The following is an 11,880-nucleotide window of genomic DNA, read 5'->3' as shown; positions in this document are numbered from 1 at the left end:
CATGAGACTGCCTGCCGTTGTTACCGCTTCCGCCCTCCTGCTCAGCCTCGCTGCCTGCTCGCAGCGTTCCGATACGGTCGCGCATGATCTGGCGACCGCACCGGCCGATGCCTTCATGGCCGCCATCGCCGCGCATTGCGGCCAGGCCTATGAAGGCCGGGTGGTGGAGGACACGCCGGCACCGACCGGCAAGGACCCGTTCGCCGGCCAGCGCCTGGTGATGCATGTGCGCGGCTGTGCCGATCCTGCCCATGAATTGCGGATTCCCTTCCACGTGGGGGATGACCACTCGCGCACCTGGGTGCTGACCCGCACCGAGAATGGCCTGCGCCTGAAGCACGATCACCGCCATCAGGATGGCAGCGCGGATGCGATCACCCTCTACGGCGGTGACAGCACGCCACCGGGCACCGCCGAGCGCCAGCAGTTCCCGGCCGACGCCGACTCGGTGGCGATGTTCCGTCGTGCCGACATGCTGGCCTCCACGCACAACACCTGGGCGATGGAGATCGACCCCGACCAGACCTTCGTCTATGAACTGACGCGCCCGGAGGGCCGCCGTTTCCGCGTGAAGTTCGACCTGAGCAAGCCGGTCGACCTGCCCCCCGCACCGTGGGGCGACGAGAAGGCGCCCGCACCCTGATCCCGGGGTCGGATCCCTCCCGAGGAGGGCTCCGAGCCCGGAAAAATTCCCAGTAGATTCATGCCATGCGTGGATGCGGGATACCTGACCGGGGTCAGAGCCCTGGCCGTCGGCCAGGGATCCGACCCCATGCTCAAACCAGCACTCAGCGCGCGCCGAAGCGCGCCCGGCAACCATTGCTCACCCACACCTGGCCGCGTGCGTAGCCCCAGCTGCGGCCCTCCTGGCAGGCGCTGCCGGACAGCTGCTGCTGCAGCACCGGCCGACCCTGGCGTTCATCCCAGTCGCAGTTCTGCGTGCGGTTGTTGTTGCTGCTGCAGGTGATCGAGTAGTTGCTGTTGCCGCCGCCCCAACCACCACCGCCGCTACCGCCCCAGCCGCGGGCCTCGGCGAATTCGGCGCGGCAGCCGCCACTGACCCAGATCGCGCCATTGCGCACGCCCCAGGTGCGGCCTTCGTTGCAGGGGCTGCCGGACAGCTGGCGGACCAGCCGGGCATTGCGCCAGCCGACCGGGCAGCTGCGCTCGCGGTTGTTCTGGCTTTCGCAGCGGATGGTTTCGCCGGGCCGGCCGTTGTTGCCTCCCCAGCCACCGCCATTGCCGCCGCCCCAGCCACCACGGGCCTCGACGAATTCGGCACGGCAGCCATTGGTGACCCAGATGCTGCCATTGCGGCTGCCCCAGGTGCGGCCTTCGTCGCAGGCGCTGCCGGACAGCTGGCGGACCAGCTGCGCATTGCGCCAGCCGGTGTTACAGACCCGTTCGCGGTTGTTCTGGCTCTCGCAGCGGATCACCCCGTCCTGCGCGGCGGCCGGGGCGGAGGGCAGGGCGAGCGTGGCGATGGTGCCCAGGCTCAGGGTCACGGCCAGGCTGGCCAGGGACAGCGGTTTCATGGCGGCATCCCATACGGTGGCAGGTGCCTGACTATAGGGAAGGGGGCGATCAAGCCGGTGTGACTGGCCGGATTTGCCCCGGCCGGGGCCTCGGCCGCAGAATACGAGGCTTTCCGGCCCCCATCCGGTGCCGGCGTTCTCCAGCGGAGCTTCCCCCCAATGCGTACCCACTTCTGCGGCCTGGTCGACGAGACCCTGATTGGCCAGACTGTCACCCTCGCCGGCTGGACCGACGTGGCCCGTAACCAGGGCGGCGTCTGCTTCATCGATCTCCGGGATCATGAAGGCATCGTGCAGGTGACCGTGGAGGTCGACAACGCCGAAGTGTTCGCCGTGGCCGCGTCGCTGGGCTATGAGGACGTGCTGCAGGTGGAAGGCGTCGTGCGCGCCCGCCACGCGGTGAACGACAAGATGCGCACCGGCAAGGTGGAAGTGATCGCCACCGCCATCACCGTGCTGAACAAGGCCGCGCCGCTGCCGTTCCACGCCCACGAGAACCCGGGCGAGGAAACCCGCCTGAAGTACCGTTACCTGGACCTGCGCCGCCCGGAAATGCAGCGCATGCAGCGCACCCGCATCAAGCTGGTGCAGGCGCTGCGCCGCCATCTGGACGAAAAGGGCTTCCAGGACATCGAGACCCCGATCCTGACCAAGGCCACTCCGGAAGGCGCGCGCGACTTCCTGGTGCCGGCGCGCATGCACCCGGGCGAGTTCTACGCCCTGCCGCAGAGCCCGCAGCTGTTCAAGCAGATCCTGATGGTGGCCGGCTTCGACCGCTACTACCAGATCGCGCGCTGCTTCCGCGATGAAGCCCTGCGTGCCGACCGCCAGCTGGAATTCACCCAGCTGGACATGGAGTTCGCCTTCGTCCGCGAACGCGACGTGCAGGACTTCGTCGAAGACATGATCCGCGCCATCTTCAAGGAAGTGGTCGACGTGCAGCTGGATGCCAGCTTCCCGCGCATGACCTGGGCAGAGGCGATGCGTCGCTACGGTTCGGACAAGCCGGACCTGCGCATCGCGCTGGAGCTGGTCGACGTGGCCGAGCTGGTCAAGGACAGCGAGTTCCCGGTGTTCACCGGCCCGGCCAATGATGCCGAAGGCCGCGTCGCCGCGCTGCGCATCCCGGGCGGTGCGTCGCTGAGCCGCAAGCAGATCGACGAGTACGCCGCGCATGCCGCCAAGTACGGCGCCAAGGGCCTGGCCTACATCAAGATCGCCGACAACGGCGAAGTCAGCTCGCCGATCCAGAAGTTCTTCAGCGAGGAATCCTTCGCTGCGCTGGTGGCCCACGTCGGCGCCGGCAACGGCGACATCGTGTTCTTCGGCGCCGGTGGCTACAACAAGGTCTCCGACTTCATGGGCGCGCTGCGCCTGAAGGCCGGCAAGGACTTCGGCCTGGTCGCCGACGGCTGGGCCCCGCTGTGGGTCACCGACTTCCCGATGTTCGAGTGGGACGAGGAAGAACAGCGCTACGTCGCCCTGCATCACCCCTTCACCGCACCGGCCGTGGACGACATCGCCGATCTGCGCGCCAATGCCCGTACCGCCGTCTCGCGCGGCTACGACATGGTGCTCAACGGCAATGAAATCGGCGGCGGTTCCATCCGTATCCACCGTCCGGACATGCAGAGCGCGGTGTTCGAGCTGCTCGGCATCGGTGCCGAGGAAGCCCGCGCCAAGTTCGGCTTCCTGCTCGACGCGCTGAACTACGGCGCGCCGCCGCACGGTGGCATTGCCTTCGGCATCGACCGCATCGCTGCGCTGATGGCCGGCACCGAATCGATCCGCGACGTCATCCCGTTCCCGAAGACCACCGGTGCACAGGATCTGATGACCGACGCGCCGTCGCCGATCGTCGATACGCAGCTGGCCGAAGTGCACATCCAGGTTCGCCCCAAGACCAACTGATCAGGAGATCCAGGCAATGACCGAGTTTGCGTTTTCGCTGGAGTGGGAAAAGCTGGGCAATGAAGGCTCCGAGGCCACCCTGGTCACCGAGCGTGCACGCGTGTTCGGTGGTTGGCTGGTCCGCGTCGGTACCAACCCGGCGGCGATGGCCCTGACCTTCGTCGCCGACGGCGAAGGCCGTTGGGACGGTGAAGACTTCGGCGTCGAGGATTACGAGGACGACGAAGAGGAAGAGTACGACGAGGACGAGGAAGGCGAGGAAGAAGAGGACGAAGACGAAGAGGAATACGAGGAAGAGGACGAGGAAGAAGCAGCGGAATCGTCTGAAAAGGCTTGACCCGCGCTTCGCCCTGACGTCAACTTCCTGCATGTATTCGATCCGCCGCGCCACTGTGGACGACGCGCCGACCCTGTCGGCGCTGGCCGCGCGCACGTTCACCGAAACCTTCGGCCATCTGTATCCGCCGCAGGACCTGCAGGCCTTCCTCGAGGAGGCCTACACGGTCGAGCGCCAGCGCGTGATCCTGGCCCACCCGGACTACGCGGTGTGGCTGCTGGAACTGGATGGGGAGGCGGTCGGCCACGCCGCCGCCGGCCCCTGTGGCCTGCCGCATCCGGATGTGAAACACGGTGACGGCGAACTCAAGCGCCTGTACCTGATCAAGACGCAGCAGAGCTGCGGCTGGGGCAGCCGCCTGCTGGAAACCGCGCTGGCCTGGCTGGAACACGAAGGCCCGCGCACGCTGTGGCTGGGCGTGTGGTCGGAGAACTTCGGCGCGCAACGCTTCTACGCCCGCTACGGTTTCGAGAAGGCCGGCGAGTACCTGTTCCCGGTCGGTGACACCCAGGACCTCGAATTCATCCTGCGCCGCGCGCCGCGCGCGGCCTGACGTTCACCGCCGCTTGCTGCGCGCGCGTGTTCAATCACCTCACGTTCCTGCCCCGCTGACCGCCAGGCTGTTTGCATGACTCCCCCCGTATTGCTGCTGCATGGCATCTGGAATGCCCGTGCCTGGGTCGGGCCGCTGGCCTGGCGCCTGCGCGCGCGTGGTTTCCAGGTGCACGCGTTCGGCTATTCCTCGGTGTTCGGTGGCCCCGACGTGGCCGTGCCGCAGCTGCTGGAACGCCTGGCCGATGCCGGACCGCTGTCGCTGGTCGGTCACAGCCTGGGCGGATTGCTCGCGCTGGAGGCCTTGCGCCGCCAGCCGCAGCTGGATGTGCAGCGCGTGGTCTGCCTGGGCTCGCCGCTGCGCGGCAGCGGCACTGCGCGTTCATTGTCCGAGCACGGGTGGGGCCTGGCGCTGGGCCGCAGCAGCGAACTGTTGCTCGATGGCCTGCCGGACTGGCAGGGCAAGGCCGAAGTCGGGCTGATCGCCGGCTCGGTACCGCATGGGCTGGGCAGCCTGCTGGGGGCGATCGACGATGCCTCTGATGGCACCGTGGCATTGGCCGAGACCCGCCTGCCGGGCCTGGCCGACCATTGCGTGGTGCGTACCAGCCACAGTGGCCTGGTGGTGTCGCCCGATGCCGCGCGGCAGACCGCGCATTTCCTGCGCCACGGCCAGTTCGACCACAGCCGCGACGCCGCCGCCGCATGATTGAGTGGGTGCGACCGGCCTGCCTCGGTGGGTGCGAACCGATGGTTCGCACGCTCTACGCCGGGCATGACCTGGCAGCATCCCTCCGCCCTAGACACGGTTGCAGCGCCCGATCAGGTAGAATCCGCGCCTTGATCCTGAAGCAGCCAGACGGTAGCACCCATGGGTAGAGGCCCCTCCATCGAAGCCCGCAAGAACGCGTCCGACGCGAAGCGCGGCAAGATTTTCACCAAGATCATCCGCGAGATCGGCGTGGCCGCGCGCGGCGGTGGAGGCGACCCCAACAACAACCCGCGCCTGCGCGTGGCCGTGGACAAGGGCCTGGCCGTGAACATGTCCAAGGACGTGATCGAGCGCGCCATCAAGAAGGCCACCGGTGAACTGGAAGGCGTCGACTACGAGGAAGTCCGCTACGAGGGCTACGCCCCGGGTGGCGTTGCCGTGATCGTCGACTGCCTGACCGACAACCGCGTGCGCACCGTGGCCGATGTCCGCCATGCGTTCAGCAAGTGCGGCGGCAACATGGGCACCGAAGGCTCGGTCGCCTTCATGTTCAAGCGCCTGGGCGTGCTCAGCTTCGCCCCGGGTGCCGACGAGGAAGCCATCACCGAAGCGGCCATCGAGGCCGGCGCCGATGACATCGTGGTCTACCCGGACGACGGCTCGATCGACGTGGTCACCAGCCCTGACGCGTTCAACGCGGTTAAGGACGCAATGGCCGCCGCCGGCCATGTCGCCGACCACGCCGAGGTCACCTTCCGCGCGGACAACGACATCAAGGTCGAAGGCGACGTCGCCCTGCAGGTCAAGAAGCTGCTCGACATGCTCGAAGACCTGGACGACGTGCAGGACGTGTATTCCAACGCCGAACTCGGCGCCGACGCCTACGCCTGAGCCGTCCTCGACGGCCTGGGCGCGGGCCGTTGAACGGTCACCGCGGACAGTCATGAGCCCATACGCCTGCCAGCGCACCCCGTTCCGCCCCGCCAGGAGTGCCGCATGACCCGCATCCTCGGCATCGACCCCGGTTCGCAGCGGACCGGGGTCGGCATCATCGATGTCGACGCCACCGGCCGCGTCAGCCACGTGCACCACCAGCCGCTGGTGCTGCTGGGTGCCGACGACTTCCCGCAGCGCATGAAGCTGCTGGTGCTGGGCCTGGCTGACCTGTGCCGGGAATACCAGCCCAATGAAGTGGCCATCGAAAAGGTGTTCATGGCCCGCAATCCCGATTCGGCGCTGAAGCTGGGCCAGGCCCGGGGCGCGGCGATCTCGGCCGTGGTGCTGCGCGACCTGCCGGTGCACGAATACGCCGCCAGCGAGATCAAGCTCGCAGTGGTCGGGCGCGGTGGCGCCGAAAAGCAACAGGTTCAACACATGGTCGGGCTCATGCTCAACCTGAAAACCAAGCTGCAGGCCGACGCGGCCGACGCGTTGGCGGTGGCGATCACCCATGCCCACGTAAGGGCAACGGCCAACCGCCTGGGGCTCAGCGCCCGCCAGGCGTGGGGCCGCAAATGAGGAGCTGCACGCAATGATCGGTCGACTGCGCGGCATCGTCGCCTACAAGGCGCCGCCGTGGCTGGTGGTGGACGTGAACGGAGTGGGCTACGAACTGGAGGCGCCGATGAGCACCTTCTACGACCTGCCCGAGCTCGGCCGCGAGGTCACCCTGTACACCCATTACTCGCAGAAGGAAGACAGCGTCTCGCTGTACGGCTTCCTGCGCGAGGGTGAGCGGCGCCTGTTCCGCGACGTGCAGAAGGTCAGCGGCATCGGCGCGAAGATCGCGCTGGCCGTGCTGTCCGGTGTCAGCGTCGAGGAGTTCGCGCGCATGGTCCAGGCCGGCGACATCACCGCGCTGACCCGCATCCCCGGCATCGGCAAGAAGACTGCCGAACGCATGGTGCTGGAGCTGCGTGACCGCGCCGCCCAGTTCGGTGCCGGCGGCGCGCTGCCCACCGGCAGTGGCCCGGCGCCGGCCGATCCGCTGTCCGATGCCACCGTGGCCCTGCAGCAGCTGGGCTACAAGCCGGCCGAAGCGGCACGCATGGCCCGCGACGCCTTCAATGAAGGCGACGAAGTGGCCACCGTGATCCGCAAGGCGCTGCAGTCGGCGCTGCGCTGACCCGCCTCCCTTTCCCTCAACGAACCGCCTGAGCTTCGCCAGGAGTCCCATGTCCAGCAGTCAAACCCCGCACGCAGCTGCCCCCGGCGGCCACGGTCACGCCCCTCCCGCCGGAGGCATGGCGCTGATCATCGGTGCGATCGGCGTGGTCTTCGGCGATATCGGTACCAGCCCGCTGTACACCCTGAAGGAGGCGTTCTCGCCGCACTACGGGCTCAACAGTGACCACGACACCGTGCTGGGCGTGCTGTCGCTGGCGTTCTGGGCACTGAACATCGTGGTTACGTTGAAGTACGTGACCATCATCATGCGCGCCGACAATGACGGCGAGGGCGGCATCATGGCGCTGATGGCGCTGACCCAGCGCACGCTGCGCAACGGGTCGCGCTCGGCCTACGTGGTCGGCATCCTCGGTATCTTCGGTGCCTCGCTGTTCTTCGGTGACGGCGTGATCACCCCGGCGATCTCCGTGCTTGGCGCGGTCGAGGGCCTGGAGGTGGCCGCGCCCGGCCTGCATGCCTTCATCGTGCCGATCACCGTGGTGGTGCTGCTGATGGTGTTTGCCGCGCAGCGCTTCGGTACCGAAAAGATCGGCAAGGCGTTCGGCCCGATCACCTCGGTCTGGTTCATCTCGCTGGCCGCGATCGGCATCTACAACATCGTCGACGCGCCGGAAGTGCTGAAGGCCTTCAACCCGTGGTGGGCGATCCGCTTCTTCATGGAGCACAGCTGGCACGGCATCTTCATCCTTGGCGCGGTGGTGCTGGCGGTGACCGGTGGCGAGGCGCTGTACGCCGACATGGGCCACTTCGGCGCCAAACCCATCCGCCACGCCTGGTATTTCTTCGTGCTGCCGTGCCTGGTGCTGAACTACCTGGGGCAGGGCGCACTGGTGCTCAACCACCCCGAGGCGCTGAAAAATCCGTTCTTCGAGGCAGTGCCGCCGTGGGCGCTGTACCCGATGATCATCCTGGCCACGATGGCGGCGGTGATCGCATCGCAGTCGGTCATCACCGGTGCGTTCTCGGTCTCGCGCCAGGCCATGCAGCTGGGTTACATCCCGCGCATGCGCATCAAGCACACCTCGCACGACACCATCGGCCAGATCTATATCCCGGGCATCAACTGGGGTATCGCGGTGATGGTGATCGGCCTGGTACTGGCCTTCCGCAGCTCGTCGAACCTGGCCGTGGCCTACGGCATCTCGGTGTCGGCCACCATGCTGATCGACACCCTGCTGCTGGCCCTGGTCGCGCGTTCGCTGTGGCCGAAGGCCCGCAAATGGATCCTGCCGTTGTGCGTGGTGTTCTTCATCATCGACCTCGGCTTCGTCATCGCCAACGGTGCCAAGCTGCTGCAGGGCGCCTGGTTCCCGGTGGTGCTGGGCATCTTCCTGTTCACCATGATGCGTACCTGGCGGCGTGGCCGCGAGTTGCTGCGCGATGAGATCCGCAAGGACGGCATCCGCCTGGACACCTTCCTGCCGGGCCTGATGCTGGCGCCGCCGGTACGCGTGCCGGGCACCGCGGTGTTCCTCACCGCCGACCCGACCGTGGCCCCGCATGCGCTGATGCATAACCTCAAGCACAACAAGGTGCTGCACGAGCGCAACGTGTTCCTGCACGTGGAAACCCTGCCGATCCCGTATGCGATGGAAGGGCAGCGGCTGAAGATCGAATCGGTGGGCGACGAGTTCTACCGCGTCTACGTCCGCTTCGGCTTCATGGAGACCCCGGACGTGCCACTGGCGCTGATGCGCTCGTGCGACCACGGCGGCATCTATTTCGACCCGATGGACACCACCTTCTTCGCCAGCCGCGAGACCATCGTCGCCACCGCCAACCGCGGCATGCCGATCTGGCGTGACAAGCTGTTCGCGCTGATGCACCGGAATGCCGCCCCGGCCACCGGCTTCTTCCGGATTCCGGGCAACAGATTGGTGGAACTGGGCGCCCAGGTGGAGATCTAATCTCCACCTGCGCTACGTCCCACGATTTGCTGCGTAAACCGTGGGCCCCGCGCGCATTCCACCTTATCCCCGCGCCTGTCGGCGCACCCCCTTGAACAACAAGGGGGCTCCGCTTGCGGAGATGCCGCGTGCTTGAAGCTTGGCCCACTCTGCTCTCCAGTTTCCTCCACGCCTGGATCTACCGTGCCGACCAACGGTCGGCACCCACCAAAGCAGAACGCCGTTCCGACAGACCGCAGGAAACTGTCGAAGGCGGGGTGGGGCCGGTTGCGGGGGCGTGAGCCGCATGGATGCGGCGACCGAGCTTGCATGGACGTACTTGCAGCGTCCCCCGCAACCGGACCCACCCCGCCATTCCCCAGGAAGCCCGCTTCGGCTGTTGCTCTGGATGTTGCCGTTGCCGTTGCCTCTGCGGGTGCCGGGCGCAGCCCGGCCGAAACCCGCGCTTTTGCCGCATAATCAGCACATGACCGACGACCGCATCATCGGCGCCGGCGCCACCCGCGAGGATGACGCCGCCGACGCCAGCATCCGCCCCAAGCGCTTGGCCGACTACCTCGGCCAGGCCCCGGTGCGCGAGCAGCTGGAGATCTACATCGAAGCGGCCAAGGCCCGTGGCGACGCGCTCGACCATGTGCTGATCTTCGGGCCGCCCGGCCTGGGCAAGACCACCCTCAGCCACGTCATCGCCAACGAACTGGGCGTGGCCCTGCGGGTCACCTCCGGCCCGGTGATCGAGAAGGCCGGCGACCTTGCCGCACTGCTCACCAACCTGCAGCCGCACGACGTGCTGTTCGTGGACGAGATCCACCGCCTGTCGCCGGTGGTCGAGGAAGTGCTGTACCCGGCGATGGAAGATTTCCAGATCGACATCATGATCGGCGAGGGCCCCGCGGCCCGTTCGATCAAGATCGACCTGCCGCCGTTCACCCTGATCGGCGCCACCACCCGCGCCGGCCTGCTGACCGCGCCGCTGCGCGACCGCTTCGGCATCGTCCAGCGCCTGGAGTTCTACAGCGTCGAAGAGCTGACCCGGATCGTGCGCCGCTCGGCCACCATCCTCGGCATCGACTGCACCGCCGATGGCGCCGGCGAGATCGCTCGCCGCGCGCGTGGCACCCCGCGTATCGCCAACCGCCTGCTGCGCCGCGTGCGCGATTATGCGCAGGTGAAGGCGGGCGGCCACATCGACGAGGCCGTGGCACAGGCCGCGATGAAAATGCTCAAGGTTGATCCGGAGGGCTTCGACGAGCTCGACCGGCGCCTGCTCAAGACCATGGTCGACTACTTCGACGGCGGTCCGGTCGGCATCGAATCGCTGGCCGCGGCGCTGTCCGAAGAGCGCGGCACGCTGGAAGACGTGGTCGAGCCCTACCTGATCCAGCAGGGCTTCCTGGTGCGCACCGCGCGTGGCCGCATGGCCACCCACAAGGCCTACCGGCACATGGGCCTGAAGCCCAAGAACCCGCCGCAGGACCTGTTCGCGGAGGTTCCCGATGTCGGTTGAGCCCCGATTCAGTTGGCCGACACGCATTTACTGGGAAGATACCGACGCAGGTGGCGTGGTCTACCACGCCCGCTACGTGGCCTTCATGGAACGGGCCCGGACCGAATGGATGCGTGCGCTGGGCTACGGCCAGGAGCGCATGCGCGCCGAGCACGGGATGGTCTTCGCGGTGCGCTCGATGCAGATGGATTTCATCAGGCCGGCACGGCTGGATGACACCCTGCAGGTGAGCGCCCGCCTGGTCCAGCTGAAGAAGGCCAGCATGGTCTTCGACCAGCAGATCCTGCGCGACGGCGAGCTGCTGCTGTCGGCGCAGGTCCGTATTGCCGCACTGGAAGCGGCCAGTTTCCGCCCGCGTGGCATGGACGACGCCGTCCTTGCCGTGCTGCAACCCCACCTCCACCCCGAATCCGAACACTGAGGAACAACGGATGATCGCAACGCTCCTGGCCCTGCAGGCCACGGTCACCGAGGCACTGCCGGCCGACGTCAGCAACGCCGCGACACAGACCCTTGCCCAGGCCACCACCGGCGGCGGCATCAACTACCTCGAACTGATGGCCAAGGCCAGCCTGCCGGTGAAGATCATCGTGCTGCTGCTGCTGGTCGGCTCGTTCGTCAGCTGGGTGATCATTTTCCGCAAGGCCCGCGTGTTCAAGCAGGCCACCCGTGAAGCCGACGAGTTCGAGAACCGCTTCTGGTCCGGCGCCGACCTGGGCAAGCTGTACAGCTCGGCCACCGACCGCAGCCGCAATGTCGGCGGCCTGGAAGCCATCTTCGAAGCCGGTTTCCGCGAGTACACCCGCCTGCGCGACAAGCGTCGCCTGGATGGCCGTGCGCAGCTGGAAGGCGCGCAGCGCGCCATGCGCACCACCTACACCCGCGAAGTGGACCAGCTCGAGCGCAACCTGGAGCTGCTGGCCAACATCGGCTCGACCGCGCCGTACGTGGGCCTGGTCGGTACCGTGTTCGGCATCATGGTGACCATGCACGACATGATCAGCAGCGGTGCGCAGGCCGGTATCGCCGCCGTCGCGCCGGGCATCTCCGAAGCGCTGTTCGCCACCGCCATCGGCCTGTTCGTGGCGATCCCGGCGGTGTGGGCCTACAACCGCTTCACCACCCGCGTGGAGCGCATGTCGGTGCGGTTCGAAACCTTCGCCGAAGAGTTCAGCTCCATCCTGCAGCGCCAGAGCGCTGGCGACGAGTAAGCGCCTGACCCGGGAGTCCAA

Annotated in this window: 13 protein-coding genes; 12 read left to right on the top strand and 1 reads right to left on the bottom strand. The window is 67.2% G+C overall.

Going from position 1 to position 11,880, the window contains the following annotated elements; translation table 11 throughout:
• The first annotated feature begins 1 nt into the window (after window position 1).
• The gene (locus ACXI0D_RS03875) at window positions 2–643 is read left to right on the top strand and encodes a hypothetical protein (protein ID WP_014038233.1); all 642 of its coding nucleotides are present in this window, start codon (window positions 2–4) and stop codon (window positions 641–643) included.
• Window positions 644–788: 145 nt separating this feature from the next.
• Here the strand turns inward: ACXI0D_RS03875 and ACXI0D_RS03870 are convergent, their stop codons facing one another.
• Entirely contained in the window at window positions 789–1,535 is a 747-nt protein-coding gene (locus ACXI0D_RS03870; RefSeq protein WP_049442645.1) for a DUF3011 domain-containing protein, read from the bottom strand.
• 159 nt (window positions 1,536–1,694) lie between these two features.
• Between ACXI0D_RS03870 and aspS the strand changes: the two genes are divergently transcribed.
• The 11 genes from aspS (at window position 1,695) to tolQ (ending at window position 11,859) form a co-directional block, all read left to right on the top strand.
• Entirely contained in the window at window positions 1,695–3,446 is a 1,752-nt protein-coding gene (aspS, locus tag ACXI0D_RS03865) for an aspartate--tRNA ligase (protein WP_049442644.1), read from the top strand.
• Between the two features lie 16 nt (window positions 3,447–3,462).
• Window positions 3,463–3,783 carry a hypothetical protein gene (locus ACXI0D_RS03860; RefSeq protein WP_049442643.1) on the top strand — a complete coding sequence of 107 codons (321 nt, stop codon included), beginning with the start codon at window positions 3,463–3,465 and terminating at the stop codon, window positions 3,781–3,783.
• A 31-nt stretch (window positions 3,784–3,814) separates the two neighbouring features.
• Window positions 3,815–4,336, top strand: coding sequence for a GNAT family N-acetyltransferase (locus ACXI0D_RS03855; RefSeq protein WP_119006695.1), 522 nt, complete (start codon window positions 3,815–3,817; stop codon window positions 4,334–4,336).
• A 75-nt stretch (window positions 4,337–4,411) separates the two neighbouring features.
• Entirely contained in the window at window positions 4,412–5,044 is a 633-nt protein-coding gene (locus tag ACXI0D_RS03850; RefSeq protein ID WP_014038228.1) for an esterase/lipase family protein, read from the top strand.
• A gap of 162 nt (window positions 5,045–5,206) precedes the next feature.
• On the top strand, window positions 5,207–5,938 hold the full coding sequence (locus ACXI0D_RS03845; RefSeq protein ID WP_479642333.1) for a YebC/PmpR family DNA-binding transcriptional regulator: 732 nt from the start codon (window positions 5,207–5,209) through the stop codon (window positions 5,936–5,938).
• 105 nt (window positions 5,939–6,043) lie between these two features.
• Window positions 6,044–6,565 (top strand): crossover junction endodeoxyribonuclease RuvC, encoded by a 522-nt coding sequence (gene ruvC, locus ACXI0D_RS03840; protein ID WP_049442642.1) that lies wholly within the window; start codon window positions 6,044–6,046, stop codon window positions 6,563–6,565.
• Window positions 6,566–6,578: 13 nt separating this feature from the next.
• Window positions 6,579–7,172, top strand: coding sequence for a Holliday junction branch migration protein RuvA (gene ruvA / locus ACXI0D_RS03835; protein ID WP_014648163.1), 594 nt, complete (start codon window positions 6,579–6,581; stop codon window positions 7,170–7,172).
• A 49-nt stretch (window positions 7,173–7,221) separates the two neighbouring features.
• Complete coding sequence (locus ACXI0D_RS03830; protein ID WP_014038224.1) at window positions 7,222–9,141, top strand: potassium transporter Kup; 1,920 nt, start codon at window positions 7,222–7,224, stop codon at window positions 9,139–9,141.
• A 466-nt stretch (window positions 9,142–9,607) separates the two neighbouring features.
• Complete coding sequence (ruvB, locus tag ACXI0D_RS03825) at window positions 9,608–10,648, top strand: Holliday junction branch migration DNA helicase RuvB (RefSeq protein WP_014038223.1); 1,041 nt, start codon at window positions 9,608–9,610, stop codon at window positions 10,646–10,648.
• Complete coding sequence (ybgC, locus tag ACXI0D_RS03820) at window positions 10,638–11,069, top strand: tol-pal system-associated acyl-CoA thioesterase (protein ID WP_014038222.1); 432 nt, start codon at window positions 10,638–10,640, stop codon at window positions 11,067–11,069. Before ruvB ends, ybgC begins: the two co-directional genes overlap by 11 nt.
• Window positions 11,070–11,079: 10 nt before the next feature.
• Entirely contained in the window at window positions 11,080–11,859 is a 780-nt protein-coding gene (tolQ, locus tag ACXI0D_RS03815) for a protein TolQ (RefSeq protein WP_006438802.1), read from the top strand.
• Window positions 11,860–11,880: the final 21 nt, after the last annotated feature.

The sequence above is a fragment of the Stenotrophomonas sp. C9D9 genome, from assembly GCF_056491205.1.
The sequence above is the reverse complement of the archived record's forward strand: the minus strand, read 5'-3'. Positions and strand labels throughout refer to the sequence as shown.

Coding starts and splice junctions, on each gene's coding strand:
- ACXI0D_RS03845 (WP_479642333.1), top strand. CDS start 5,207: ATGGGTAGAGGCCCCTCCATCGAAGCCCGCAAGAACGCGTCCGACGCG.
- ruvB (WP_014038223.1), top strand. CDS start 9,608: ATGACCGACGACCGCATCATCGGCGCCGGCGCCACCCGCGAGGATGAC.
- ruvC (WP_049442642.1), top strand. CDS start 6,044: ATGACCCGCATCCTCGGCATCGACCCCGGTTCGCAGCGGACCGGGGTC.
- aspS (WP_049442644.1), top strand. CDS start 1,695: ATGCGTACCCACTTCTGCGGCCTGGTCGACGAGACCCTGATTGGCCAG.
- ACXI0D_RS03830 (WP_014038224.1), top strand. CDS start 7,222: ATGTCCAGCAGTCAAACCCCGCACGCAGCTGCCCCCGGCGGCCACGGT.
- ruvA (WP_014648163.1), top strand. CDS start 6,579: ATGATCGGTCGACTGCGCGGCATCGTCGCCTACAAGGCGCCGCCGTGG.
- ACXI0D_RS03860 (WP_049442643.1), top strand. CDS start 3,463: ATGACCGAGTTTGCGTTTTCGCTGGAGTGGGAAAAGCTGGGCAATGAA.
- ACXI0D_RS03850 (WP_014038228.1), top strand. CDS start 4,412: ATGACTCCCCCCGTATTGCTGCTGCATGGCATCTGGAATGCCCGTGCC.
- ybgC (WP_014038222.1), top strand. CDS start 10,638: ATGTCGGTTGAGCCCCGATTCAGTTGGCCGACACGCATTTACTGGGAA.
- ACXI0D_RS03855 (WP_119006695.1), top strand. CDS start 3,815: ATGTATTCGATCCGCCGCGCCACTGTGGACGACGCGCCGACCCTGTCG.
- ACXI0D_RS03870 (WP_049442645.1), bottom strand. CDS start 1,535: ATGAAACCGCTGTCCCTGGCCAGCCTGGCCGTGACCCTGAGCCTGGGC.
- tolQ (WP_006438802.1), top strand. CDS start 11,080: ATGATCGCAACGCTCCTGGCCCTGCAGGCCACGGTCACCGAGGCACTG.
- ACXI0D_RS03875 (WP_014038233.1), top strand. CDS start 2: ATGAGACTGCCTGCCGTTGTTACCGCTTCCGCCCTCCTGCTCAGCCTC.